Origin of the sequence: uncultured Clostridium sp. (assembly GCF_963515715.1) — a bacterium.
In the GTDB taxonomy this organism is placed as follows: domain Bacteria; phylum Bacillota; class Clostridia; order Clostridiales; family Clostridiaceae; genus Clostridium_AW.
This window is the reverse complement of the sequence record NZ_CAUPZS010000032.1, coordinates 24118-50295: the sequence shown is the minus strand read 5'-3', so window position 1 is coordinate 50295 and position 26178 is coordinate 24118. Positions and strand designations below refer to the sequence as shown.

Genomic DNA, 26178 nt, shown 5'->3' with positions numbered 1-26178 from the left:
TAAGTGCATAATATTTTAATTAAATAATCTGTCTACTTGACAAGGGTCAGTTCATTTACTCCACGGCTTTTTTATTTGCAGTAATAATTTTTATTTTATATTTTTATTAATATCTTTTAATACTTTATCTATATTTTCATTTATTATATTAATATTAACCATTTCCATTGCTTCATCATCGATATAATATTTATTCTTAAGTTTTAATATTCTATATAACTTTTCATCAATTTCTTCTTCACTTAAAGTTCCATCTTTTACTGATTTTTTTATAAAATTAATCATCTCCTCTTGTTTATCTGGAGTGTAACAAGACAGTACTATATCAGAACCAGCCTTTAATGCCTTAAGTGCACTCTCACCTACCCCATATTTATTTGATATTGCCTTCATTGATATATCATCTGTTATAACCACACCTTGGAAACCAAATTTCTCTCTTAATATATCTTTGATTATTACTGGTGATAAGGTAGAAGGATTCTCTTTATCTAATTGAGGTAGTAAGATATGTGCAATCATAATCACATCCGCTCCCTCTTCTATACCTTTTTTGAAAGGTAACATCTCAAATTTTTCAAGACTTTCTATATCTTTATTTATTATTGGCAAATCCTCGTGTGAATCTACAGATGTATCACCATGGCCTGGAAAATGCTTTAATGCTGGAATAACTTCTGCATTTTTTAATCCTTTCATAACTTCAATACCTAACTCGCTAACAGTTTGAGGATTATCCCCAAAGGCTCTATCCCCTATAACTTTATTTGCTGGATTATTGTTTATATCCATCACAGGAGCAAAATTCATATTAATACCAAAATTTCTTAATTCCTCTCCCACTGTTAATCCAACATTATAAGCCACATCCTTACTTCCTGCCCTGCCTATTTGTCTACTACTAGGCAGTTTTCTCACTTCTTTAGGCATTCTAGTTACCCTTCCACCTTCTTCATCTATAGAAATAAACAAGGGTATAGGATTTTCCACATTATATTTTTTTATGGAATTAATTAATTTTACTAACTGTGAGGAATCTTTTATATTATTTTGAAATAATATCACTCCTCCAATTTTATCTTCTGTAATTAATTTCACTGTATTTTCATTAACCTCTTGTCCTTCTATTTTCATAATAAACATTTGCCCTATTTTTTCTTCTAATGTAAGGTTTTTTATCTCCTCTTTAATGGGGTCTATAGTAGGAACTATAGGTTTATCTTCTATTTCCTTGATTTTACTTTCTTCTTGTCTACCACATCCTAAAAACATAGTACATAAAATTAAGATTAAAACGGTAATTTTTTTAAACATAATTCTTTTCCTTTACTAATTTAATAATAGAATAGTTTATTAAATATAGGATAAGACAAAATACACCAAACATAAATGTATATTTTAGTGATTGATAATTGATATCTTTTGTAAGCATAGCTACTATATTTTTAGGTTTTATTACATCCCAACTATTCCATCTTACAAACCTACCTAAATATATAGCAAATCCGCTAAGCATATTAACAACAAATACAAATATCCAACTGATAAAATTGTTAGCTTTTTTTCTTATTAACCTTTGATTTATATATAAGGATATGAATCCCACTACATATCCTAACCACACTCCTATGGCAATATTTATAAACTCTAACCAGACTTTTAAATCCTTATTGTATAGGACTTTTGGCTCTAACCCATAAGGAATATAATTAGGATTTGAAAAATAAAATTTCTTAGTTGATAAATGAATAAAATCAGTGATTATATAAGGTGAATTAGGGTAGAACAACAACCAAAGTATCCCTAAGAAAAGTACAATAATATTATTCCTTATTTTTTTACCACCTTTTTTACTTAACTTATTCATTTGCATCGCAACAATTAACGGAATCCAAGCTAAAAATAGGTTCCATATCATATAAAACAAGTGTATATTGCCACTTAAAATAATCCACCCAAAATAAACAATTGTTAAGACTGCTAAATAACTAATCCCCACTTTCCCCTCCTAATTAAGTGTTATAAATCATTAGCTTATCCAAGTCATATCCGTATTTTCTAATTTCCATTGCCCATCACTAAGTTTTATAGTTGACTTAAATCCCACTGCCCCTTTTCCCGAGCGAAACTTTGAACCTTTCACTACAGCCCGATTATCTGAAGTGAATTCAATACTTTTAATTGATAATAATATTCCTTCAATATAATTTCCTTCTTTGACCATACCCTTTTCTTTTAAGCTTTCAAAAGATTCGTCAATGACTTCTAAATTATACTTTTCGAAATATTTTATTATAAGATTTTTCTCTTCTCCTTCTACTCCCTTTAAAGTATCAAAATCTATAGCTATATATTTAATATCATCATTCAATCCAGAGTCTATCGTCATATAAGAGTCTAATGTTTGAGAACAAATAAAATAATATTTGGAATAATTCTGTTCTCTGTTTTCTATGCCATCAGTATCTTTAATTTGCTCTTTACTATACTCCATACTTTTTTTAGTACATCCTGCAAAAATCACCCCGAATAATATTAAAAACGTAATTATTATTCTTTTCATTTAATTACCTCCTAGTACCCTATTTACTTATATTACGGAGTACCAAGGAGATAAGTTAATAATTTATAATATTTCTACACTATTAATTCCTTCGCTCTTTCTTAACTCCATAACAATCTCCTCTTTATGAGCACGTCTAGGTAAGAGAACTGTATATAAGCTACTTCCAAAACCTGTATCCTCATCTTCCAAAAAGAATTCTATATTTTTAATTTTTATGTTGCTTTGCTGAAAATAATGTGTTACATCATTAATAGCTTTTTCTTTATTATTATAATCTATTTGAAATCGTATAGCGGTACACTTTTCTCTAAACATATTTTCAAACTTCGTTAAAAATGCCAATATGATAATCACAGATAGAGCTGAGATTATACTTAAGGAATAATATCCCTTTCCCACTGCTAATCCAATGCAGCCAACAGTCCAAAGACTTGCCGCTGTAGTAAGCCCTTTTACGGAACCCTTGTCATGAATTATTGTACCTGCTCCCAAAAATCCAATACCACTTATAACTTGTGCTCCTAGTCTTCCTACATCTGCTTTTAAAACATTGCCCCATTCTGCTCTTTCATTTATTAAATTAAGGGTATATTCTATATCATATAATTGTATCATTGATATAACAGCTGCACCTAAACAAACTAAAATATGAGTTTTGAAACCTGCAGGCCTATTTTTATTTTCTCTTTCATACCCTATAATTCCACCAACTAATATTGCTAATAGTACTCTACTTATAATTTCTTTTACATTCATAGCCACTCCTCCCTTCTAATCTATTATGACTTATTCATAATAATAGATTAATTTATTTTCTTATAATTTACAACCATATTATGTAAGTAAAGTATTGATTTATATATTTTCACTTAAAAAAAGTTGTGTCCTAGGACACAACTTAGTTTTTATTGATCTTTATTCTTAGTTAACAGTTCCCCAACTGCCGCTATGCTGCCAAAGGACGAAATAGCTTCATTTGGTAATATAAGTTTATTAGCTGGATTTTTAGCCATTTCTCTAAGAGCTTCAACCTGTTTTAATGCTATTACTTTTTCATTTGTACCAGAATCAATTATAGCCTTATTAACCATTTCAATTGCCTTAGCTTCAGCTTTTGCTACTGCTTCTATTGCTTCAGCTTTACCATCAGCTTCAAGAACTTGAGATTGTCTTAATCCTTCTGCACGTCTAATGTTAGCTTCCTTTTCCGCTTCTGCTTGAAGTATTTTAGCTTGTTTTTCACCTTCTGCTCTAGCAATTTCAGACTGCTTTTGTCCTTCTGCTTGAAGTATTGCAGCTCTCTTATCTCTTTCTGCTCTCATCTGCTTTTCCATTGCTTGTTGAATTTCTGCTGGTGGAATAATATTCTTAATTTCAACGGATAAAATTTTTATTCCATAAGCATCTGTTATCTGATCTACTACTTCCAATAACTCATTGTTGATTTTATCTCTTCCTGATAAAACTTCGTCTAGACTCATATTACCAACTATATTTCTCATATTAGTTATTGTTGAATAAACTATACCAGATTTATAATTTTCAATATTATAAACTGCATCTTTTGCACTCATAACCTTATAGAATATAACATTATCTATGGAAATTTTAACATTATCTTTTGTTATAACACTTTGTGGCTCAATATCTAAAATTTGTTGTTTTGTAGAAACCTTTTTTCTTACAAAATCTGCAAAAGGAATAGTAAAATGCCATCCTGGTTCTAACACCCTATAAAATTGTCCAAATCTCTCTAAAATGTAAAGATATCCGGTGTTTACAACTTTAATTGAAGATAGCACTCCTGATAATAAAATAACTAAAATCAAAATAAATATAATTTTTCCTATCATAAATTAACCCCTCCTATATTTTTTTTATTATTAATTTATTTCCTTCTATACCAACTATTTTCGCTCTGTCACCTTTTTTCAACACTTCATCCTGAGCTTTAGCTGTCCAATAAATTCCATCTATCTTTATTAATGCCGTCTCTATAACATCATTATCTACATTAATTTCTCTTCCTATATACCCTTCTTCCATAGTAAGTGTCTTGTCCACAGTTTTATTTAATGTTTCCTTCGCCAAAGGATATCCAATTGCCATGAACAATGCACTTACTGCACCAAAAGTAATTAATTGAGTAGTAAAAGAATAGTTTAAAATTAAAGCTATTAGAGAAGCCAACGAACCTACCGTAAACCAAACAAACAATAAACTGCTAGTAAATAAATCTATAGCTACACCACCTACACCTATAATTACCCACAATAAAATAGATACTGTTGTTCCTATGGCCATTCCCCCCTTTCAAAATAAATAACAAATTTGATTTTAAATATAATTATTGTTATTATCATTATACAATAGTTTTCTTATAATTTGCATACTTAAATGCATTTATAAGATAAATTTAAGTATATGTAAAAATTGACATATAAAAAGGGTTTATTTAATAATAATTTTGTAAAAAATATATTTAACAATCTAATTGGAGGAAAATTTATGAACTCAAGCAATAATAAAAATTATAGCCCTGAAAAAGATTTTATAAATGTGGCTGCTGCATGTCCTATAACAAATGTTTGTGATATAAATTTTAATATAAAGAATATAAAGAAATGTATAGATGATGCTTTAAATCAAAATGTGAAGCTAATAGTTTTTCCTGAACTTTCAGTCACCTCATATACCTGTGGAGATTTATTCTTAAATAGAAGCTTTCTTTCAAAATCTTTAGTGGGCATAGAAGATATATGCTCCTTTTCAAAAGGCAAAGATATATTAATTGCAGTAGGTGCTCCCCTAGTATTCAATGATTCCTTATATAATTGTGCCTTCATAATTTACGAAGGAAGAATACTCGGCATAGTTCCTAAAAGCTTCATACCAAATTACTCTGAATTCTATGAAAAAAGATGGTTCTCTGAGGGAATTTGTATTAACAACGAAAAAATTAGTCTAGACTTCCAAAAGGACATTCCCTTTGGAATAGATTTAATATTCAAAAGTGGAGTAATTAAATTTGGCTTTGAGATTTGTGAAGATCTATGGGTAACCATTCCTCCAAGTAGCTATTTAAGCCTAAAAGGCGCCAATATAATAGGTAATCTTTCCGCTTCTAATGAAATAGTAAGTAAGTCTTCTTATAGAAGAGACTTAGTTAAGTCTCAAAGTGGTCGTTGCGTTTCATCATATATTTATGCATCTTCAGGAGTATATGAATCTTCTACAGATTTACTATTTAGCGGACATTTAATAATAGGAGAGAACGGATCTATATTAAAGGAAAATGATAGATTCGAAAGAGAAGGAAACATAATAATTTCTTCTATAGATGTAGAGAAGCTAAATAACGAGAGGTTAAAAAACATCAGCTTTAGAGATAACAACAAAAATACTTTATTTAATGTAAGGGAAATAGAGTTTAGCTTTAAAAAATCAAGCTTTAAAATGCATAGATACATAGAAAAACATCCTTTTGTGCCAAAAGATATTAATGAACAAAAAATAAGATGTAAAGAAATATTTAATATTCAAAGTTCTGCATTGGCTAAAAGAATAGAACATACCAATCTAAAAAAAGCCGTGATTGGAATTTCCGGAGGACTAGATTCAACTTTAGCTCTTTTAGTAGTTGTTAAAACCTTTGATTTATTAAATATAGAACGTAAAAATATCATCACAATAACAATGCCTGGTTTTGGAACAACAGATAGAACCTATAATAATGCCATTAACCTTTGTAAAAAGTTAGGTACGGAACTAAGAGAGGTGGATATAGTTCCTTCTTGTCTTCAACATTTTAAAGATATAGATCATGACCCATCAATTTATGATGTAACCTATGAAAATGTTCAAGCAAGAGAAAGAACTCAAGTTTTAATGGATGTGGCTAACAAGGAAGACGCTTTAGTTATAGGTACTGGTGACTTGTCAGAGTTAGCATTAGGTTGGTGTACATATAATGGAGATCAAATGTCAATGTACTCTGTTAATCCCTCCATACCAAAAACTTTAGTTAGATATTTAGTTAAGTACGTTAGTGAAAATGAATCTGAAGAAGAAATTTCTAATATATTGATAGACATTTTAGACACTCCAGTAAGCCCTGAGCTTCTTCCAAAGAATAAAGAAGGAGAAATAGCTCAGAAAACCGAGGACATAGTGGGCCCTTATGAGTTACACGACTTTTTCCTTTACCACTTTGCAAAAGGTTCATCGCCAGAAAAAATATTATATTTAGCTGAATTAGCCTTTGAAGGAATCTATGATAAAGATACCATATATAAATGGCTACAGCTATTTATCAAAAGATTTTTCACTCAACAATTTAAACGTTCCGCTATGCCTGATGGCCCTAAAGTTGGTACTATCAGCTTATCTCCTCGTGGAGACTGGAGAATGCCTTCTGATGCAAGCTATAGTTCGTTTTTAACAAGAGAATAAAATAAATATTTGAAAATACGTTTGTAAGCACAAAAGAGCTAAGTATGTAGTGAAATAGCGACTTTTTCTGGAGCGCCTTCACTGCTTGCTTAGCTCTATTCTGTATAACAATTTAACTTTGTAGAAAATTACAGTTGAGAAAACAATTTTTCTTAACTACATTTTTTCAGGTTCTGGATATTCTACTCCAAAAGTTTCTACAGTAACTTCTTTAATTTTTTGAGGTTCTAATGGTTTATCCATATGGTCTGTAGCCACTGCTCCCATTTTAAGAGCTATGTCTAAACCTTCAGTAATTTTTCCAAAACCAGCATATTGCCCATCTAAATGTGGAGCAGCACCTATCATTATAAAGAACTGGCTTCCTGCTGAATTAACATTCATAGATCTTGCCATGGATAAAACTCCAACAGTATGCTTTAAGTCATTATTAAATTTATTGCTTTTAAATTCACCTTTAATAGCATATCCTGGGCCACCCATTCCAGTACCTTCTGGGCATCCCCCCTGTATAACAAAACCTGATATTACTCTATGAAAACTAATTCCATCGTAAAATCCCTTCTTAATTAGGCTTATAAAATTATTTACAGTATTAGGGGCAATTTCAGGATATAGTTCTCCTTTCATTATATCCCCATTTTCCATTGTTATTGTAAATATTGGATTGCTCATATTCATCTCTCCTTTTTTGGTAATACAAAGTAGATTATATTATTATTTAAAACAAATTGCAAAATATTTTATTCTAGGAATTTTTAAAAAGTAATATTAACCAACTTTATTATACTTACCACATCTATCTCCAAAACATCCAATTATATTATCATCCTCATTTATTCTGACAACTTCACATCTGTTACTACATCCTTCACATTCAAAGCTTGATGAAGTCATAGGATTCTCTCCAAGATTTAGCCCCCTAAATCTACTTCCTCCTGCTTTCTCTGCGGCAGATTTCGCAATAATTGCAGCACCTACTGCTCCCATTATATTATAATGTTCTGGAACAACTACCTCAAATCCTAATGCATTTTCAAAGGCTACTTTCATACCTCTATTTGCAGCTACTCCCCCTTGAAAAAACACTTTAGACTTAATTTCCTTACCCTTCCCTACATTATTGAGATAATTCCTAACCATAGCTTCACAAAGACCTCTTATTATATCGGATTCATTATATCCCAACTGTTGCTTATGTATCATATCTGACTCTGCAAAAACAGCACAACGCCCTGCAATCCTCACAGATATATCTGATTTTAACGCATAATCACCAAATTCCTCTATTGGAATTTCAAGTCTTTCCGCCTGCCTATCAAGGAAAGAACCTGTTCCTGCAGCACAAACAGTATTCATTGCAAAGTCAGTAACTATTCCGTTTTTTAAAATTATAATTTTTGAATCTTGTCCGCCTATTTCAATTATAGTTTTTACATCCTCATCTACTTGCAGGGCTGCAACTGCATGGGCAGTTATTTCATTTTTCATTGCATCTGCACCGATTATAGCTGAGGCTATTTGTCTTCCACTACCTGTGGTTCCAGCTGCAAGTATTTTAGCCCCATCATATTTATTTTTTAAAGCCCTAAAACCTTCCTGAATAACATTTATGGGTCTTCCCTTTGTTCTTAAGTATAGTTTCTCTACAACGTTCATTTTATCATCCAAAAGCACAAAGTTCGTACTAACTGAGCCTACATCAACACCTAAATAATACATTATCTCTTCTCCTTTCAAGCAAATCTATAAAGGCTTCTATTCTTGTAACATAACCTGCTTCTCCTGTCATTTCGTCAACTATGAGAGTCATGATTGGAAAATCTTTATCCTTTGATATTTGTGGCAATATTGCTTTTGATACAATCTCTGGCATACACCCCATTGGAAATACTTGAATAGCGCCATGAAATCCTTCTTTATGAGCTAACACTGCTTCTCCTACACATTCTCTTGCATGACCGCCAATTTGTACGGGCAAATATTCTTTAGCAACTTTCTTAATATCTAGCTGATTTAATTTTGTAGGATGTAATGCCATATTTTTAACCCACCAGCTAGGGGTAAGTTTTCTTTTAGTTGAAACCCCATAATCCATTAATTTATCTTCAATATAAAAATTTGAAAAGGGCTCTATAACTGTATATATCTCCCCTATTACAGCAATTTTAATAGGATCTTTTGTTTTATCTATTTCTACATTGTTTATTTTATTTTTATATTCCTTCAAAATCTTAATCATATTTTCTGGATTATTACACTTTTCAGCTTCTGCTCTACAAGTATTTAAAATCTTTTTACATTCACCTTTTGTTTTCTCATAGCCTGCAAGATAATGTGCCCTTGCCTCTATTCCATCAATTAAATTCATAACATTTAGAGCCCGAGTTGCAGCTTTAAGTTTCTCTCTTTTACTTTTTTTACTATTAAGTGATATTTTATTTATTCTATTTAAAAGCTCTTGTACTCCTATGTCTTTCGGAGCATCCATAACTATAAAATCCACATCATATCCTAATCCTTTTAATGTGTTCATTTGCATTTCGCAATACTCTCCAAACCTACATGGCCCACAACTACCTGTCAATATTACTGTATCTGCTCCCTGTTCAATTGCTTGTATATAATTCCCTATCATTAATTTAAATGGTAAACATATTTCATCTGGAGAATATAATGAACCAATTTCAAGGGACGCTTTACTATTCAAATCAGGTATAACATAGTCTATTCCAAGTCCATCGAATAATGCCTTGGCAGCTAAATATACATTCCCCATATGAGGGCTTGTTATTTTCAAATCAACAGCTCCTTTCTAACATATCAACAAATGCTTCTATTCGAGTATCAATACCAGCTTCTCCTGTGTGTTCATCTACCTTAAGAACCATGAAAGGAAAATCTTCAATTCTGTCCTTTACGAGTTCAATTACTACAGAATCTATTCCACAGGCAAAAGATGATATATATATGATTCCATCAACCTTCTTATTTTTTGATATATGTGATAAAAAACCATAAGTATTTCTTGCAAAAGTCCAAAATGGTTTTTTATAAAGGCTTTTTACTTCACTATCTATGTATTCATCCTCTACATACTCCTCAGTTATAACTCCAATCCCTAATTTATTGAGTTTTTTAACCAAATTCATATTTATAAAGTCATCATATATATTATATGGATGTCCCGCTAAAGCAACATTAAGTTTAAAGTTTTCATCTTTTATGCCACTTTTAAACTTTTTTTGCTCCTCAATGGCTTCATTAAAAGCTTTTTCTATCTTCCTATTATCTTTTGTAATCATTTTTCCGGCTTCTTTGGCCCATTGATATAATTTTCTCATAGATGTGGAGTAAATGGGTGCTGTTATTGCCTTTGGCATATCTGGTATAGTATTTATCACCATTTCCGGTAAGCCACAAAATTTAGGACATATAAATTCCCCTTCTCTAATTTGCATAACCCTTGGTATTAATAAAATATCACATTTATCTTTTATTGAAGCAATGTGTCCATGAAATATCTTTATGGGTAGACAGGCTTCATCTACACAATATTTAACCCCTTCATCTAATATATCTTTATTAGTATCAGATGAATATATAATTTCTGCATCCAATTCTTTAAAAAACTTAATAAAAAATGGATAATACTTATAATATAAAAGACCCTTAGGAATTCCTACCTTCATACTAACCTCCATTAAAAATCATATAACATTCAAATATTCTATCCACATTTTATAAAGATATTCAATAAGATTGGAGTAACAAAAAATTCTAGCATACTTAAAACAATCACATTTTATAAGGCCAATTAGTTTTTATCAAACGAAAAGGGACTTTGTAAAACAAAGTCCCTACCATTTATTTATTCTTATTTTTTAATTCTTAACTTTTTATAAACTATTAATATACAACCAAATCATCTATCTTGCAACATAATATGTTGGCTAAAACTATAACCTTTTGCAAACTAGGGTTACTCTTATCTCCTCTCTCAAGTTCTTCTAAATATGACTTTGAAATTGAAGTTTCATATTTTGGGTTTTTAGTTAAATTTTCAATATCAGAAGCAGTATATCCTAAATTTAATCTATACTCCCTTATTTTCTTCCCATTTAACATGTAAAGACCCCCCTATTTGATTTTCTGAGTTGTTTTTATTATAACATATATTTTCATAAAAATATAGATGTCCCTTTAAATTCACGTAAATAGATTCATATTTTAACCAATATACTTCTTACCATTGCGAACTATATAGAAGTTTTATGTAATATATCCCACATAATCACTGTCCTTCTTTTCTTGCTAGTATAATATAATTACTATGACTTTAGATATTTTATAACTTCTTAAATATAAATAATTTTATTGAAGATAATAAATACTCCTTAGCTCTCTATTTCGAAATCCAACTTACTCTCGTAGAAACTTATAATAGACAGAATAATTTGTTGTAACTTAACTCAAAGATTTAATACTAAAAAATAAAACTGTTGACAAAATAACTTCGCCAACAGTCTTATTGCACAAAACCATAGTTTTCAAGTCTATGTTTTTTAAAAAACCGTAATTTTTTATATTATTTTAAAACTTTGATTTTGCTAGCCCTCCTAGGGATGTTTCTTTATATTCACACTTAAGGTCCATGCCTGTTTCCTTCATTGTAAGGACAACCTGGTCGAATGAAACCATGTGTTTTCCATCTGTATAAAGTGAATAGTTTACAGCATCAAGAGCTCTAACAGCTGCTGCTGCATTTCTTTCTATGCAAGGAACTTGTACATATCCACCCACAGGATCACAAGTCAATCCAAGATGATGTTCAAGTGACATTTCAGCTGCATACTCTATCTGCTCCACGGATCCTCCAAGTAAAAATGCTGTCATTCCTGCTGCCATAGCACATGCCGACCCTACTTCAGCTTGACATCCACCCTCTGCACCTGAAATAGTTGCATTTTCTTTAATTAAATTTCCTATGAGCCCTGCTACAGCAAGTCCCTTTAATACTTCATCCTTAGGTAAATTATATTCTTCTCTTAAAGCATATAATAGTCCTGGAATAACTCCTGATGCTCCGCAAGTAGGGGCTGTTACCACTGTTCCTCCACCGGCATTTTCCTCTGATACTGCTAAAGTATATGCAAATATCTTTCCTCTAAATACATTTTCAGGATTATCTTTTCTAGTTTTCCTATAAAAAGACTGTGCTTTTCTTGGATACTTTAGGGTTCCTGGAAGCACTCCTGTTTTATCTAGTCCTGTCTGAACACATTGTTCCATAGCTTGCCAGATATCTTCAAGATACTCCCATATGTATGCTCCTTCTGCTTCATCTACATATTGCCATATTTCTTTTTTGTTATTTTTGCACCATTCCATTATCTCTTCCATGGTTCTTAATGAATAAACTTTAGAACCACCTTGTCTTGCTTCTCCCTCGTCCATTATACTTCCACCGCCTACGGAGAAAACAAGCCACTCTGAAATCACATTTTCTTCACTATCCAAAGCAAAAAACTTCATTCCATTTGTATGATATTCATGTACAACTTCTGGTTTCCAAATAATTTCAGTAGAATATGGCTTTAACGTCTCTATAATGATCCAATCAGTGAGGTGACCTTTTCCAGTAGCTGCTAAAGAGCCGTAAAGTTCTATTTTAAATTTCGCTGCATTAGGATTTTCTGCCTTAAACTTTTTCGCTGCTCTTTCTGGACCCATTGTATGAGAACTAGACGGACCATTTCCAATTTTAAATAATTCTCTTAAAGAATCCATTTTTATCTCCTCTCGCCTGGTTATTTGTCAGGAATCTATTAATAGATTTTATATTAATTTATCTCCCTCAAATAATTCTACTTTATCTAAGCTTTGCATGAAATCTATATACTCTTTTTTAGTCATTTTTGCATTAAAGTTATTTAATATATCTTTTCCTGTTGATGCATTATCAAATAGTAAATCTACAACTGTTAAAGCCATAGCTTTAGCTGGTACTATATAAGCTAGATTTTCATCAACGATTTCAAATTCACGAGTATGTAAATCTCCTTTTATTCCTCCTATCATTGGGTGCATAGTTGGCATTATATGAGATACATCTCCAAAGTCAAAGGATCCTGTAAAGTCTCCTCCTTCTATTATCTTCTCTTCTGGCATACCCATGAACATTAAGTTTTCTTTAAATAAATTATCTAATGCCACTGTTCTTAGTATAGGAAGATATCCAGGAATACTTGTTATTTTCACATCTGCTCCAACTGCCATTGCTCCAGCTTTTAAAGCTCTATCTACTTTAGCATTAGAATCTAACATTCCATTTATTGTTCTTGCTCTTGCATATGACTCCATTTGGACATCAGCTGGAACTGAGTTTACAATATCTCCACCTTTTGTAATTATAGGATGAACTCTTACTCTATCAGAGTCTTTAAAAGTTTCCCTTTGTGCGTGTATATTGTTTATAGCAAGCATCGCTGCATTAAGTGCATTAATTCCATTCTCTGGAGCTGAACCTGCATGAGATTCCTTTCCTATAAACTGAACCTTTTTTCCTACAAAACCATTACTTACTGGTCCTACTAATGCATCTTTATCTCCCATATCTAAAGAGTGAAACATCATAGCCATATCTATATCATCAAAATAACCTTTTTTAATAAGCTCTTGTTTTCCTCCAAAATATGTTAGCTTTCCTTCATCTTTTAATTTAGCTCTATATTCTAATTCTACAAATTCTTCTGATGGTGTTGCCATAACAGTTACATCTCCAGAAAGTTCCGGTAAAACTCCACTTTTCACAAGACCCAAAATAGCTCCTAACATTCCTGCTATTTGAGCATTGTGTCCACAAGCATGAACTGCTCCCCCTTCAACTGAATCACGGTGATTTGCACAAGAAATAGCGTCAAGTTCTCCTAATATAGCAACATTAGGACCTGGTTTTCCACCTTTTATGCTTGCTTTACATCCTGTAACTGCAATATTTTCTTCAACCTCTAATCCAAGATTTTTCAAGAAATTAGAAGCTGTCTCTGTAGTTTTAAATTCTTTATATCCCATTTCAGGATTAGCATAAATCTCCTTACCAGCTTTTAGTATGACTTCCTTATTGTCATCTATTGCTTTAATTACTTTTTCTTTTAATTCATTTATATTCATAATATCCTCTCCTTTAAGATACTTAAATTTTTCCTTGCAATTTTAGAACTATCTGTGCAATAGAAGCACATGCAAAGAATATAGCTGTAAATATAAACATAGCTATTAAAATTATTTTCCATGACATTTTCTTTAAATCATCTATCTTATTTCCTACTGAAATTCCCGCAAAAGCCAACAAAGGTGTAGTAATAGCCATAAAGTTTATATTTTCTACATTTGATAAAAATATTTTTGATGTTGGATTATATGGCATACTAAGAATCAATCCTAATATAGTAGCCCATCCAAAGGCTGGAAATATAGATTTAGGAAACAAATCATTTATAATAAAAGAACTCTGTGCTACTAAAACAAGCATAATCATTCCTAAAAACGCCTTACTCATAGGTATTCCTAATCCTAATTGCTGACCCATTAGAATTATTAATCCAACTAAGAGCATTGAAATAAATTGATAGCCTGTTTTTTTGATATCAAAATTACCCATTTACGTTCTCCTTTGCTACTTTTTTCTTATCACGAATTTTTATTAATCTCTCATAGAACCAATTTGAAAAAGGTATTGTTACAAATATTAAAAAGTTAACCCCTGTAATTCCTGAAAGCATATTACTAGTAGCTGCATAAGCTAAAATTGTATCTGCCATTTCTGGAACTGCTACTGCTAAAGATGATGCAGCTGCAGTGGTCATACTTCCACTTCCTACTCCACATGCCATTGCTAATGCATAAGGATGTAATCCACTATATATACAAACAGAGCCTAAAATTCCAAAGAATATAGTTCCTAAAACAGTACCTACTAAGTAAGTTCCAAGTACACCATTACCTTCTGGTGAATCTATTCCATATTTTTCTGATATAACTCCTAAAGAAGGCTCTCTACCTATACTAGTAGCAGCTCCTATGGCTTCTCTATTCATACCTGCAAAAACTGCCATTGGTAAAGCTAATAGAGGAGCAACTATATGTCCAAATTCCTGTGCTAAAAATGCCCATCCAACACTTATAATTTTATCTAAATTAGGTCCAACTAAAGTTCCATATCTTACTCCTAGTAAGATAAGAGATATCCCTACTAGTTCTCCAGCTATACCCATCTCTTCTTTATCCACAAATTTTTGTAATGATTTTATTTTTTTACCTAACAAATCTGGCGTTATTAACATTCCTATTATTACAGCATATAACATTGGGAAAAATGCTATTTTAACTACTCCTATTTCAAGATTCCTTGCTCCAATCAATTCTGTAACTAAAGATATTATCATTACTACCAGAAAGATTTTCTTGTAATTTTTATTAATTTTTTCTTTCATATCCGTATCTCCTTACATATTATTCAAAATTTATATATGTACGTATTAGTTCAGTTCAAATCTTTCCTCCCTTCTTCATGCTTCTCTTGCTTCTTGTTAGTTTCCTGTAATAAATTATATAATTGCATTTAGGTCGTGTCCTTTGGTTGTCTTTAATGCTTTATGTACAATTATATGAAAACAGTTACAATAAGTCAATATATAATTGTAGATTTTTATCGAAAAAACAAGATTCAGTTTACCCGAATCTTGTTTAAATAATAATATATTTAATTTTTGTCGAAATTTATCCTAACTATTTTTTTAGGTCTTCCTAAAGAATTATTTGATTCTAATCCCACGGCCTCTCCACAGTTATTGTCTAGTATTTTTTTTATTATTCTATTTGCACTTCTTATACTTATATTTAAATATTGCGCCAACTCTTCACTTGTAAATGTATCTTTCGAATACTTTTCTTTTATAGCATTAATCTTCCTTATGTACAATGGATTTAAATTTATCAATTCTGCCATTTTTTCTACTTCAGAATTATTCATTGTTAAATTATACGCAAGTTCTTCTTCTTCTAACAAAGGACCTTCTATTTTATTCCCATCAACTTTAAAAATACAGCTTCTTTCTTCTTTAACAGCTACCTCTAATGCCTTTTTTGCATTAATTTCACTTTCATATGCTGTTCTTCCTAATCCTGTTCCAACAAAAATTTTAATATTATTCTTTTCTAAATAATCCAATGTCTTTTTTAATTTTGTTAAATTTTGAGTGTTCTCAATAGCTCCTCTAGTAGAAAATATTATGTATTGATTGGATTTTAAATTAAAAATACTTCCCTGGATTTCTTTTAAATATCCTACTAAATTACTTTCTATAAGTGATCTTATTTCCAAAGCTTTATATTGTGAAATATTTTCTTGGGCCTTTACATTTAGAACCTGTACTGCCATAGTTGCTTCTTTGACTTCTGCTTGCTTTATCTTATACAGCAAATCATTAATTGTATTTTTTATTGCACTTTTAGTTGAATAAAGCCTTATTGCAGGATATCCTTTCTTTTTTACTTCTTCATATACCCATCCTAGACCTATAATAGATACACTTACTTCTTTTCTCTCCTGCATTTCTACATGAAAATCAACATATTTCTGTTCAGGATACAAATGGTTATAGTCCATGCTTTGTACATTTATATCATTTAAATTTAACTCTTCAAGAATATCCTCTACTTCTGATTTTTCTACAATATCTATTGAAATATTTTTACAGTCTGGAAATCTTTCTTTTAATTCCCAAATTGATTTCATAATACTAGATGTTAAAAAAGGAGTATAAACGTATGGTGCAGAAGGGTCAATCTTTTCTATTATTTTAGAATATACTCCTACACCTGTAAAAATTAATCCTTCGCATTCTTTTTCAGATTTTTCAATTTCTAAATACGCTTCATCTATTTTACTAACAGCATATATCTTAGCTGTTAATTTAGGAAAATACTTTTTCATAACCTCAGCTATCTTTTTACAAGAATCTAAGGGACCTATTATTCCAATATTCAAATTTTTTATCCTTTCTTACATTTGTATTTTATTTTCAACACAATTATAGCCTTTTTAAATATAATAGTCTATATCTTTATTGGAAGGCATATGTAGATTAACCAACTTTTATTAATAATGAAAAGAGACTATCTTCATTTAGAAATTGCTTTCTATTTTAAGATAGTCCCTGCAATTTATTATCTATTGTATCCTAGGTTCTAGCTAATCCTCTAACAGGTTTATTCATGTTAGGGTCTACTTGCATGGTTATTGGATTTGCTGTCTTAGAATTTTTAGTTTTATTATCATTTTTTCTTTTCTTTTCACCCTTAGTTGCCATAGAATATCACTCCTTTTGTTTATGAATATGATTATTCTTAATGACTATATTCCAGCCTTTCAGCTCTTTTTTTTGCTTTTAGCAAAAAATTTTCAACACTATCCATTTCTTCTTTGACTCTTTCATCTGTCATGTTCCCTCTACCAACTCTATCACAAATAGCTAGAAGAGCTATCTCATCTGCTGAAACTTCTTCTAACATTCTATCTATTTCAGCAAAAGGCATATCTTTTGCTATGAAGAGTGGTTGCATATGCCACCTTACTCTATCCGCTACTTTATATATAAAATCATTATCTTCTATTAATTCCTTTAAAAAAATAACTGTCATATTTTTGCCTATTTTATCATGGTCGTAAGAAGTTATTTTGCCTTTTCTTATTCTAGTTGTAGGTGCCTTACCAATATCATGTAGCAAAGCTGCCCACATAAAAACTCTAGGATCTTCACTTAAATGCCTAAATTTTGCAGCCTGATCTAATACCAACATTGTATGATTCCACACAGTTCCTTCAGGATGATGTTTAGGACTTTGATCTGTTTTTATCAAATCCCATAAAAAATTAAGAGGATACATCTCCTTATATTCTTCCTTTTTTGATATATCATTAAAATATAATGATGGTTTGGAATCATTTAAAAGATGAGTATTAAATTCTTCAAATACTTTATTTTTATCCATAATATTATCTTCCCTTATTATTTTTTAGTTTCAGGAACAGGCTGTTGATTCTTATTTCTTTTCTTAGTTTGATACGTTGGCGCTTCTTCAGGTGCAGGTCTTTTCATACCTTTCTTAGCCATTTTTATTCCTCCTTTAATATTATCTTATATTATTATTTTGTTCAAATATATTTTCCCCAAAATCATTTTAAATACATATAAAAAAAGGAGGTTTTTTCAACCTCCTTTTACATTATTTTTTTAATTTTTCATTATAGAATTTAGTAGCATGATTTACTCCATATACAACACCTTCAGAACTTACAGTTGCACTAGTTACACCTTGAATCTCTTCTCCTACAGTCAATGGTTTATCTACTGGTTTATCTACGAAGTTATTAGTAAAATCTTTTTCTAATACTCCATCTCCAAGACCTGGTGTTTCTTGTTGCTCTATAACTCTAATTCCTGTTATTTTTCCATCTAATGATATACCAACTAAAGTTTTCAATTCTCCACCGTAACCTTCAGATATAGCAGTGATAGCATATCCTATTACATCGCTTCCTTTATAAACCGCATTAACTTCAGCAATATTATCATTTAATTCCACTTCATGTGGTTTCATTTCATCTCCATCAGGCATTACATCTTTAACAGTTACTTCTTTATTTTTCTCATCTACAACTTCTTCACCTAAAACATGTTCTTTATAAAAATTAATTGCCGTATTAGCACCTGCAAGCATACCTCCAGAACTTATAGTAGCTCCAGTAATAGCTGCAATTTCATTCTCAGCTGCTGCTGAACCTTTTACTAATTTTAAAGATTCTTTTGTTGGCTTATCTCTATATTGAGATAACACTTTTTCATCTTCAATTACGCTACCTATACCTGGTGTTTCTCCATGAGATGCTACTTTTATACCGCCGATATTGCCATCTTTATCAAAGCCCACTGTCATCTTTATAGGCCCGCCATATCCCTTAGGAGTTACAACGATTGCATGTCCAATAACTTCACCGTTTTCTAAAACCTCATAAGCACCTTCAACATTTTCTATTCCTTCAAGATTAATGTCCATTTCCTTTACATCGTTAGCTTTACTCTTTGGTAAGATAACTTCTAATTGCAAACTTTCTAATTTTTCTCTTTCTGCAATTATATCCTTAGTTGCACCATGACTAATACCTAAAATAAGACCGCAAATAGATGCTATTAACAACAATACAATGGTTCCTTTAAACTTTTTCACTTGTTTATTACCTCCCAATCTATTAAATAATCTAAGTTCTAATTTTAAAATTAAGGGGCTTTAACTTTTAAAAGCCTCTCAATATATTATTCTAAACTTAAAAATCTACTTTCATTAATTATGTTAATATAATATCATTTTAGTGTCAATATAATATTTATGAATTTAGTATAATATTCTCACAAAAGAACACAATTATTCAATATTTAATTCATCAAACCCATATCTTTGGAACAAAACTCCCAGTTTGCGAATTATTTTGTTTCTTCTCTAAGAGCTAAATTTTATTTTTATTTTAGTAAAATCCGTGTCTAGAAGGTTTTAATGCTATTTAAATGTATATATATAATTTATTTCATAAAAATATAGATTTTTTATAATTCTGTTTTTTTAATATTCAAACTTATTTTTTTCGTTTTATTTTTAATCTATATTAATTATTTTTGTTAAATTATTCTCTTATTATATATATGTCTTGTAAGAAAAAACATTAACATAGTAGGTAAAAGTTTCTTATATTATAAATCTTTATGAAGATATTTAGATTTCACAAATGAGGAACTGAGGTACATAGTGACGTCGCTTCGAAAAAAAGGCGCTCTCCCCCTATATACCTCAGTGTTGAAAACTTAAAAATGTTATGCAATGTGCCCCTATGCATTTGAGCAAAAATCTAGAAATTCTTATTGCAGTGAGACAGTATAAGAAGCATTATATGGCGTTTTTATTTGTTGAAATCATAAGTATTTCTCAATCTCTTTATATTTCTCTTAATAAATTTGCCATTTCTATTGCAGTAACCGCAGATTCATAACCTTTGTTTCCAGATTTAGTACCTGCTCTTTCTATTGCTTGTTCTATATTTTCAGTAGTCAATACTCCAAATATAACCGGTATATCTTCATCTAAGCTAACCTTTGCTATTCCCTTTGTAACTTCCGCTGTTACATGCTCATAATGTGTAGTTGCCCCTCTAATTACAGCTCCTAAGCATATTACTCCGTCATATTTTTTACCTTTAGCCATCTTTTTAGCAACTAATGGAATTTCGAAGGCTCCTGGCACCCAAGCTATTTCTATGTCTTCCTCATTCACTCCATGCCTTTTTAATCCGTCTACAGCACCACTTAATAATTTACTTCCTATAAACTCATTAAACCTTCCTACTACTATACCAAATTTCAAACCTTTTCCAATTAAATTTCCTTCATACATTTTCATATTGAACCCTCCTAAATTATTATTTTATTTATCAAAATTTAATAAATGTCCCATCTTTTCTTTTTTGGTTTTTAAATAAAACTCACTTTCTTTATGGTCATGTATTTCTACAGGTACTCTCTTTACTATTTCTATACCATATCCAGAAAGCCCAGAAATTTTCTTAGGGTTGTTAGTCATTAATTTTACTTCCTTTACCCCTAAATTAGATAGTATTTGAGCTCCTATTCCATAATCCCTTAAGTCCTCTGGAAATCCTAAAGCAATATTAGCTTCAACAGTATCCATCCCCTTGTCTTGAAGGTTGTAAGCTTTAAGTTTGTTTATAAGCCCTATTCCCCTTCCTTCTTGTCTCATATAAACTAGGACTCCCCTTCCTTCTTTGCCAATAGCTCTCATAGCTGCTTCATATTGATCTCCGCAGTCACATCTTACGGAACCCAAAGCATCTCCAGTAAGACATTCTGAATGCATTCTCACTAATACTGGCTCCCCATCATTAATATCTCCCTTTATTAAAGCCACGTGATGTTCTCCATTTAATTTGTTTACATATCCATATATTTTAAATTCTCCATATTTAGTAGGCATCTTTGCCTCTACTACTCTTTCTATTAAGGATTCGTTTTTTCTTCTATAAGCTATAAGTTCAGCTATAGTAATTATCTTTAAATTATGTTCTTTTACATACTCCATAAGCTGGGGAACTCTGGCCATCGTCCCATCTTCATCCATTATTTCACATATAACTGCTGCTGGGTATAATCCAGCGAGTCTTGACAAGTCCACTGATGCTTCTGTATGACCTGCTCTCTTTAATACTCCACCCTCTCTTCCTTCCAAAGGAAATATATGACCTGGTCTTCTGAAATCTTCGCTTTTTGATTCATTTTCTAAGACTTTTTTAATTGTAAAAGCTCTTTCAAAGGCTGAAATTCCTGTAGTGGTTTCTTTATGGTCTATTGACACAGTAAATGCTGTCCCTTTGTTATCTGTATTAATTTCCACCATTTGACCAATGTTTAACTCCCTTAACCTCTCCCCATCTATAGGCATGCATATAAGCCCTCTGCCATACTTAGCCATGAAATTTACGGCTTCCGCTGTGACCTTCTCAGCAGCCATAATTAAATCTCCTTCATTTTCTCTATCCTCGTCATCTACTACTACAATCATTTTACCTTCTTTAATATCTTCTATAGCTTCTTCTATTGTGTTAAATTTAATCATATTAACATCACCTCTTAAAAAATTTTAAATAAATCCATTTTGATTTAAGTAATTTAAATTTATAGAGCTTTGAAAATTATTTTTTTCTTCCTTAAAACTTATTAATTTTTCTACATATTTGCCTATTATGTCACATTCTAAATTTACTTCATCACCAAGTTTCTTCATTAATAATATAGTTTCTTCTCCCGTATGAGGAATAATAGACACTTTAAATTCATCATCATCAACATATGCAACAGTTAAACTTACCCCATCTATGGTTATAGAACCTTTATATATTACATATTTCAAAACTTCCATAGGAGCTTCTACTGTAATCCACATAGCATTATCCTCTTTTTTTAACCCTTTAATTCTCCCCCTTCCATCTATGTGTCCACTGACTATATGCCCGCCTAATCTGTCTGATACTCTTAAAGCCCTTTCTAAATTAACTTTGCTTCCTATAGACAAATCTTTTAAATTGCTTTTTCTCATAGTTTCAGGCATTACATCTACAGTAAAATCTTCTTTATTAAAAGCTGTTACCGTAAGACAAACTCCATTAGTGCATATACTATCTCCAAGCTTTACATCTTCAATAACTTTTAGAGATTCAATTGTTATGCTTGCTGAATACTGCCCTTTTTTTATGGTTTTCACCTTTCCTATCTCCTCTACAATACCCGTAAACATCCTTATCACTTCCTTTCCTTTCGAGTGAATAATTAACGTAAGTATCCTTCTATGAGAAAATCCTCTCCGAATTTTTGAAAAGAAATATTTTTTAAATTTATTGCATGTTTCATACTCTCAATTCCCTTACCTTCTACAGAGGTTTTAGAGGAGCTTCCTCCAATTATCTTAGGTGCAATAAAGGCCATGACCTTATCTACTAATCCTTCTTCTAGAGCTGAATAATTTAATGTACCTCCCCCCTCTAAGAGAATACTGTCAATTTTCCTCTCTCCTAATTCTTTCATTAAATACTTTAAATCTACTTTATTATTTTTTAATGGAGTAATTATTATTTCTGCTCCCAATTTTTCTAGCTCAAAACGCTTATCAGTAGGCATATTTTCAGTAGCAGCTATAATAGTTTTCCCCTCTTCTTTTAATAATTTTGATTCTACTGGTATCCTTCCTTTACTATCTACAATTATTCTTATAGGATTTCTCCCTTTTTTATCTTTAAGCCTTGTAGTTAAGCTTGGGTTATCTTTTATAACTGTGTCTATTCCAACCATTATTCCACTTATTTTATTTCTTATTTGATGTACGTGTTCTCTAGCATTCTCTCCAGTTATCCATTTCGAATCTCCTGTTACTGTAGCTATTTTACCGTCTAAAGTTGTTGCTGTTTTTAAAATGCAATATGGCAATTTAGTTGTTATATATTTTATAAATACTTCATTTAATCTTTTTGCTTCCTCTTCTAATATGCCAACTTCAACCTCTATACCATTGGATTTTAGTAAATCTATTCCTCTACCACTGACAATAGGATTAGGATCCTTCATAGCAATTATTACTTTGCTTATTCCTTTTTCAATAATGGAATTAGCACAAGGCGGAGTCTTTCCATGATGGGAACAAGGTTCTAGGGTAACATACATATGAGCACCTTTTACATCCTCTATAGCATTATTAAAGGCATTTATTTCAGCATGAGCTCCTCCGAAAAACTGATGATATCCTTCCCCTATTATCCTTCCATTCTTTACTATAACTGCACCCACTAATGGATTAGGATTAACAAAACCCTCTCCTAGTTTAGCTATTTCTAAAGCTCTTTTCATATATTTCTCTTCCATAAGCCCCTCCTTAAACTCATTTAATTCAGGATAAATTCAATTATAAAATCAACGGCAAAAAAGCCCTGAAGATTCTCTTCAGGGCTTAGTATATACAGATACAAAAATAGTATAACACTCCTATAAAATGATAGATTTTATGCACAAATAAAACCCTATCATAGGTATAAATATACCATAGGCATTACACTTTCTTCCTTCTTTCATCCAGACTATAACTGTCGGCCCTGGAGTTTCACCAGATCTGCCTTTCGGCTGGCGGGCTATACCGCCGGTATGGAATTTCACCAAACCCTGAAGGAACTACGATATTTAATTATAATTAAAGAATACCACTTTGATATTTTTATGTCAATATTTTTTATTTTTATTGACATATTTTCTTACCCTGTATAAAATATACATGGTACGCTAGTAAAATACATATGTTTATTAAATAAGAACATAATTTTATAAAAATTTTTAAGGAGGGTCTTTGATGAATAGGGAAGAACTAAAAGAATTAGTTTGTAAAACCATAGAGGAGAACAAGGAAAAATTGCTATCCTTAGCTAAAGATGTAGAAAGTTTCCCGGAACTTGGTTACAAAGAAGTAGAAACCTCAAAAAAAGTTTGTAACTTTTTAAATGAGCTAAATATTTCTTATAAAGATGGAGTGGCTTTAACTGGAGTTAAGGGAAAATTAAAGGATAATTCTTCTGGACCTAACGTAGCAATACTAGGTGAACTAGATGGAGTAATCTGCTTTGACAGTAAAAATGCAAATAAAATAACAGGAGCTTCTCATACCTGTGGACATAATTTACAAATTACTGCGATGCTAGGTGCTGCTCTTGGTCTTAAACTTTCCAGAATAGAAAATGAGCTCCATGGAAACGTAACTTTTTTAGCAGTGCCTGCTGAAGAATATATCGAAATAGAATATAGAGAAAAATTAAGAGAAGAAGGCAAAATAAATTTCCTAGCTGGTAAACAAGAGCTTATATATAGGGGTGAACTAGAAGATGTAGACATAGCTATGATGATGCATTCTCTTAAAAATTGTCCAGAGCCTACTGTAGCTATAGGAGAAACTAGTAATGGATTTATTGGTAAAACCATTCAATATTTAGGACAGGCCGCTCACGCTGCAGAAGCTCCTCATGATGGAATTAATGCTTTAAATGCAGCTACACTTGGAATTATGGGAATAAACGCTCTTAGAGAAACATTTAAAGATGAAGATTCTATAAGAGTTCACCCAATAATCACTAAAGGTGGAGATACGGTTAATAGTGTTCCATCAGATGTGCGCATGGAATCCTATGTAAGAGCCAAAAACGTAGATGCTATGATGGCTACTAATAAAAAAGTGGACAGGGCTTTAATTGCTGGTGGCTATACAATGGGAGCTAAAACAATCATAAATACAATACCAGGACATTTACCACTTAAATGTTCAAAGGAACTAAATAATTTATTTAGAGAAAATAGTTTAAGTTTATTACCAGAAGATAAAGTTATAGATGCTGGTCATTTTGCTGCTTCAACAGATATGGGAGATATATCAAACTTAATTCCATCCATACATCCATTTGTAGGAGGAGTTTCTGGAGCATTGCATACAAAAGACTTTAATGTGGAGGATTTCGATGCTGCATGCATATTGCCAGCTAAGTTAATGGCTATGACAGCTATAGATCTTTTATATAATGATGCTGAAAGGGCTAAAGAGGTTATAGATTCTTATGTACCAACATTTAACAATAAAGAAGATTATATCAAGTTTTTAGAAAGTTGCTTTGAAAGGAAGGTTGAAGAATGAAGAATTGGAAAAACCACCTATTGGTTTTAATTTTAGTAGTTATTGCCGAAGCCATAGGAGTGATGAAATTTAACTTTGGTCCTGGAACCATAGTATTATTACCTATGCTTTATGCACTTATTATGGGAGTATTTTTAAGCCCTAAATTTTTAAAAGTTGTAAATGATAAAGATATGAAAGATGCAGGAACTTTAATAACTATATCCTTAATGCTTTTAATGGCTAGATATGGAACTATGATTGGACCTACTCTGCCGACAATAATCAAATCCAGTCCTGCTTTGATATTACAAGAATTCGGTAATTTAGGTACCGTTTTCATAGGTGTGCCGCTAGCAGTAATGCTTGGATTGAAAAGAGAAACCATTGGAGCTGCTCACTCTATAGCTCGTGAACCAAATATAGCCTTAATAAGCGATATTTATGGTTTAGATGGCGAAGAGGGACAAGGTGTTATGGGAGTTTACATATGTGGTACAGTTGTTGGTACTGTTTTCTTTGGACTTCTTGCAAGTGTCTTCGCTGCTTATACACCATTACATCCTTATTCTTTAGCGATGGCATCCGGAGTTGGAAGTGCTAGTATGATGACTGCTGCTGTAGGTTCTTTAAGTGCAATGTATCCTGAAATGCAAGAAACTCTAGCTGCCTTTGGAGCTGCAAGTAATATGTTATCAGGATTAGATGGTCTTTATATGTGCCTATGGTTATCTCTACCAACAACAGAATGGTTATACAGGAGATGTTATAAAGCAAAATATGGAGTTGAAGCTCCTAAAGTAGAACATTCTAAATCAAGCCCTTCTAAGGAGGTTTAA

26 protein-coding genes and 1 riboswitch are annotated in these 26178 nt (G+C 31.4%); of the genes, 3 read left to right on the top strand and 23 right to left on the bottom strand.

Annotated elements, in window-relative coordinates:
* Nucleotides 1-90: 90 nt before the first annotated feature.
* The 6 genes from nagZ to RYO54_RS17400 form a co-directional block, all read right to left on the bottom strand.
* Nucleotides 91-1314: a beta-N-acetylhexosaminidase gene (nagZ, locus tag RYO54_RS17425; protein WP_315121666.1), complete on the bottom strand. Its 1224-nt coding sequence runs from the start codon at nucleotides 1312-1314 to the stop codon at nucleotides 91-93.
* Entirely contained in the window at nucleotides 1307-1999 is a 693-nt protein-coding gene (locus RYO54_RS17420; protein ID WP_315121664.1) for a DUF1361 domain-containing protein, read from the bottom strand. The genes nagZ and RYO54_RS17420 overlap by 8 nt, the downstream gene beginning before the upstream one ends.
* A gap of 30 nt (nucleotides 2000-2029) precedes the next feature.
* Entirely contained in the window at nucleotides 2030-2563 is a 534-nt protein-coding gene (locus tag RYO54_RS17415) for a hypothetical protein (RefSeq protein WP_315121662.1), read from the bottom strand.
* A gap of 63 nt (nucleotides 2564-2626) precedes the next feature.
* On the bottom strand, nucleotides 2627-3322 hold the full coding sequence (locus tag RYO54_RS17410; RefSeq protein WP_315121661.1) for an MgtC/SapB family protein: 696 nt from the start codon (nucleotides 3320-3322) through the stop codon (nucleotides 2627-2629).
* A gap of 149 nt (nucleotides 3323-3471) precedes the next feature.
* Nucleotides 3472-4419 (bottom strand): SPFH domain-containing protein, encoded by a 948-nt coding sequence (locus RYO54_RS17405; protein WP_315121658.1) that lies wholly within the window; start codon nucleotides 4417-4419, stop codon nucleotides 3472-3474.
* Between the two features lie 13 nt (nucleotides 4420-4432).
* On the bottom strand, nucleotides 4433-4870 hold the full coding sequence (locus RYO54_RS17400; protein WP_315121657.1) for an NfeD family protein: 438 nt from the start codon (nucleotides 4868-4870) through the stop codon (nucleotides 4433-4435).
* A 204-nt stretch (nucleotides 4871-5074) separates the two neighbouring features.
* Here RYO54_RS17400 and RYO54_RS17395 point away from each other — a divergent pair, with 204 nt between their 5' ends.
* The gene (locus RYO54_RS17395) at nucleotides 5075-7018 is read left to right on the top strand and encodes an NAD(+) synthase (RefSeq protein WP_315121655.1); all 1944 of its coding nucleotides are present in this window, start codon (nucleotides 5075-5077) and stop codon (nucleotides 7016-7018) included.
* 156 nt (nucleotides 7019-7174) lie between these two features.
* Here the strand turns inward: RYO54_RS17395 and RYO54_RS17390 are convergent, their stop codons facing one another.
* The 17 genes from RYO54_RS17390 to ribD form a co-directional block, all read right to left on the bottom strand.
* Nucleotides 7175-7693 (bottom strand): peptidylprolyl isomerase, encoded by a 519-nt coding sequence (locus RYO54_RS17390; RefSeq protein WP_315121654.1) that lies wholly within the window; start codon nucleotides 7691-7693, stop codon nucleotides 7175-7177.
* A 96-nt stretch (nucleotides 7694-7789) separates the two neighbouring features.
* On the bottom strand, nucleotides 7790-8740 hold the full coding sequence (locus tag RYO54_RS17385; protein ID WP_315121652.1) for an acyl-CoA dehydratase activase: 951 nt from the start codon (nucleotides 8738-8740) through the stop codon (nucleotides 7790-7792).
* Nucleotides 8721-9818, bottom strand: a complete 1098-nt coding sequence (locus RYO54_RS17380) for a 2-hydroxyglutaryl-CoA dehydratase (RefSeq protein WP_315121651.1) — start codon at nucleotides 9816-9818, stop codon at nucleotides 8721-8723. Before RYO54_RS17380 ends, RYO54_RS17385 begins: the two co-directional genes overlap by 20 nt.
* Nucleotide 9819: 1 nt before the next feature.
* A complete protein-coding gene (locus RYO54_RS17375) occupies nucleotides 9820-10710 on the bottom strand; it encodes an acyl-CoA dehydratase activase-related protein (protein ID WP_315121650.1) in 891 nt (296 codons plus the stop codon).
* Between the two features lie 217 nt (nucleotides 10711-10927).
* Nucleotides 10928-11146 carry a helix-turn-helix transcriptional regulator gene (locus RYO54_RS17370; RefSeq protein ID WP_315121648.1) on the bottom strand — a complete coding sequence of 73 codons (219 nt, stop codon included), beginning with the start codon at nucleotides 11144-11146 and terminating at the stop codon, nucleotides 10928-10930.
* A gap of 465 nt (nucleotides 11147-11611) precedes the next feature.
* Nucleotides 11612-12808 carry an L-serine ammonia-lyase gene (locus RYO54_RS17365; protein WP_315121646.1) on the bottom strand — a complete coding sequence of 399 codons (1197 nt, stop codon included), beginning with the start codon at nucleotides 12806-12808 and terminating at the stop codon, nucleotides 11612-11614.
* 48 nt (nucleotides 12809-12856) lie between these two features.
* On the bottom strand, nucleotides 12857-14191 hold the full coding sequence (locus RYO54_RS17360) for an amidohydrolase (protein ID WP_315121644.1): 1335 nt from the start codon (nucleotides 14189-14191) through the stop codon (nucleotides 12857-12859).
* 22 nt (nucleotides 14192-14213) lie between these two features.
* Nucleotides 14214-14681, bottom strand: coding sequence for a hypothetical protein (locus RYO54_RS17355; protein ID WP_315121642.1), 468 nt, complete (start codon nucleotides 14679-14681; stop codon nucleotides 14214-14216).
* A complete protein-coding gene (locus RYO54_RS17350) occupies nucleotides 14674-15513 on the bottom strand; it encodes a DUF3100 domain-containing protein (RefSeq protein ID WP_315121641.1) in 840 nt (279 codons plus the stop codon). Before RYO54_RS17350 ends, RYO54_RS17355 begins: the two co-directional genes overlap by 8 nt.
* A 269-nt stretch (nucleotides 15514-15782) precedes the next feature.
* Entirely contained in the window at nucleotides 15783-17069 is a 1287-nt protein-coding gene (locus RYO54_RS17345; protein ID WP_315121639.1) for a hypothetical protein, read from the bottom strand.
* A 193-nt stretch (nucleotides 17070-17262) separates the two neighbouring features.
* The gene (locus tag RYO54_RS17340) at nucleotides 17263-17391 is read right to left on the bottom strand and encodes a hypothetical protein (RefSeq protein ID WP_315121636.1); all 129 of its coding nucleotides are present in this window, start codon (nucleotides 17389-17391) and stop codon (nucleotides 17263-17265) included.
* A 37-nt stretch (nucleotides 17392-17428) separates the two neighbouring features.
* A complete protein-coding gene (locus RYO54_RS17335) occupies nucleotides 17429-18073 on the bottom strand; it encodes an HDIG domain-containing metalloprotein (protein ID WP_315121634.1) in 645 nt (214 codons plus the stop codon).
* Between the two features lie 234 nt (nucleotides 18074-18307).
* Nucleotides 18308-19309: an RnfABCDGE type electron transport complex subunit G gene (locus RYO54_RS17330; protein ID WP_315121632.1), complete on the bottom strand. Its 1002-nt coding sequence runs from the start codon at nucleotides 19307-19309 to the stop codon at nucleotides 18308-18310.
* A 759-nt stretch (nucleotides 19310-20068) separates the two neighbouring features.
* Nucleotides 20069-20530 (bottom strand): 6,7-dimethyl-8-ribityllumazine synthase, encoded by a 462-nt coding sequence (ribE, locus tag RYO54_RS17325; RefSeq protein WP_315121630.1) that lies wholly within the window; start codon nucleotides 20528-20530, stop codon nucleotides 20069-20071.
* Nucleotides 20531-20554: 24 nt separating this feature from the next.
* Nucleotides 20555-21760: a bifunctional 3,4-dihydroxy-2-butanone-4-phosphate synthase/GTP cyclohydrolase II gene (locus RYO54_RS17320; protein ID WP_315121628.1), complete on the bottom strand. Its 1206-nt coding sequence runs from the start codon at nucleotides 21758-21760 to the stop codon at nucleotides 20555-20557.
* A gap of 24 nt (nucleotides 21761-21784) precedes the next feature.
* A complete protein-coding gene (locus RYO54_RS17315) occupies nucleotides 21785-22438 on the bottom strand; it encodes a riboflavin synthase (RefSeq protein WP_315121626.1) in 654 nt (217 codons plus the stop codon).
* A gap of 32 nt (nucleotides 22439-22470) precedes the next feature.
* Nucleotides 22471-23556 carry a bifunctional diaminohydroxyphosphoribosylaminopyrimidine deaminase/5-amino-6-(5-phosphoribosylamino)uracil reductase RibD gene (gene ribD, locus RYO54_RS17310; protein ID WP_315121624.1) on the bottom strand — a complete coding sequence of 362 codons (1086 nt, stop codon included), beginning with the start codon at nucleotides 23554-23556 and terminating at the stop codon, nucleotides 22471-22473.
* A gap of 191 nt (nucleotides 23557-23747) precedes the next feature.
* Nucleotides 23748-23862: riboswitch (FMN riboswitch) on the bottom strand.
* A 172-nt stretch (nucleotides 23863-24034) separates the two neighbouring features.
* Between ribD and RYO54_RS17305 the strand changes: the two genes are divergently transcribed.
* Both RYO54_RS17305 and RYO54_RS17300 read left to right on the top strand, forming a co-directional pair.
* Nucleotides 24035-25360 carry an amidohydrolase gene (locus RYO54_RS17305; protein WP_315121622.1) on the top strand — a complete coding sequence of 442 codons (1326 nt, stop codon included), beginning with the start codon at nucleotides 24035-24037 and terminating at the stop codon, nucleotides 25358-25360.
* Nucleotides 25357-26178 (top strand): DUF3100 domain-containing protein, encoded by an 822-nt coding sequence (locus RYO54_RS17300; RefSeq protein ID WP_315121620.1) that lies wholly within the window; start codon nucleotides 25357-25359, stop codon nucleotides 26176-26178. Before RYO54_RS17305 ends, RYO54_RS17300 begins: the two co-directional genes overlap by 4 nt.

Coding starts and splice junctions, on each gene's coding strand:
- nagZ (WP_315121666.1), bottom strand. CDS start 1,314: ATGTTTAAAAAAATTACCGTTTTAATCTTAATTTTATGTACTATGTTT.
- RYO54_RS17415 (WP_315121662.1), bottom strand. CDS start 2,563: ATGAAAAGAATAATAATTACGTTTTTAATATTATTCGGGGTGATTTTT.
- RYO54_RS17410 (WP_315121661.1), bottom strand. CDS start 3,322: ATGAATGTAAAAGAAATTATAAGTAGAGTACTATTAGCAATATTAGTT.
- RYO54_RS17405 (WP_315121658.1), bottom strand. CDS start 4,419: ATGATAGGAAAAATTATATTTATTTTGATTTTAGTTATTTTATTATCA.
- RYO54_RS17400 (WP_315121657.1), bottom strand. CDS start 4,870: ATGGCCATAGGAACAACAGTATCTATTTTATTGTGGGTAATTATAGGT.
- RYO54_RS17395 (WP_315121655.1), top strand. CDS start 5,075: ATGAACTCAAGCAATAATAAAAATTATAGCCCTGAAAAAGATTTTATA.
- RYO54_RS17390 (WP_315121654.1), bottom strand. CDS start 7,693: ATGAGCAATCCAATATTTACAATAACAATGGAAAATGGGGATATAATG.
- RYO54_RS17385 (WP_315121652.1), bottom strand. CDS start 8,740: ATGTATTATTTAGGTGTTGATGTAGGCTCAGTTAGTACGAACTTTGTG.
- RYO54_RS17375 (WP_315121650.1), bottom strand. CDS start 10,710: ATGAAGGTAGGAATTCCTAAGGGTCTTTTATATTATAAGTATTATCCA.
- RYO54_RS17370 (WP_315121648.1), bottom strand. CDS start 11,146: ATGTTAAATGGGAAGAAAATAAGGGAGTATAGATTAAATTTAGGATAT.
- RYO54_RS17365 (WP_315121646.1), bottom strand. CDS start 12,808: ATGGATTCTTTAAGAGAATTATTTAAAATTGGAAATGGTCCGTCTAGT.
- RYO54_RS17360 (WP_315121644.1), bottom strand. CDS start 14,191: ATGAATATAAATGAATTAAAAGAAAAAGTAATTAAAGCAATAGATGAC.
- RYO54_RS17355 (WP_315121642.1), bottom strand. CDS start 14,681: ATGGGTAATTTTGATATCAAAAAAACAGGCTATCAATTTATTTCAATG.
- RYO54_RS17350 (WP_315121641.1), bottom strand. CDS start 15,513: ATGAAAGAAAAAATTAATAAAAATTACAAGAAAATCTTTCTGGTAGTA.
- RYO54_RS17340 (WP_315121636.1), bottom strand. CDS start 17,391: ATGGCAACTAAGGGTGAAAAGAAAAGAAAAAATGATAATAAAACTAAA.
- RYO54_RS17335 (WP_315121634.1), bottom strand. CDS start 18,073: ATGGATAAAAATAAAGTATTTGAAGAATTTAATACTCATCTTTTAAAT.
- ribE (WP_315121630.1), bottom strand. CDS start 20,530: ATGAAAATGTATGAAGGAAATTTAATTGGAAAAGGTTTGAAATTTGGT.
- RYO54_RS17320 (WP_315121628.1), bottom strand. CDS start 21,760: ATGATTAAATTTAACACAATAGAAGAAGCTATAGAAGATATTAAAGAA.
- RYO54_RS17315 (WP_315121626.1), bottom strand. CDS start 22,438: ATGTTTACGGGTATTGTAGAGGAGATAGGAAAGGTGAAAACCATAAAA.
- ribD (WP_315121624.1), bottom strand. CDS start 23,556: ATGGAAGAGAAATATATGAAAAGAGCTTTAGAAATAGCTAAACTAGGA.
- RYO54_RS17305 (WP_315121622.1), top strand. CDS start 24,035: ATGAATAGGGAAGAACTAAAAGAATTAGTTTGTAAAACCATAGAGGAG.
- RYO54_RS17300 (WP_315121620.1), top strand. CDS start 25,357: ATGAAGAATTGGAAAAACCACCTATTGGTTTTAATTTTAGTAGTTATT.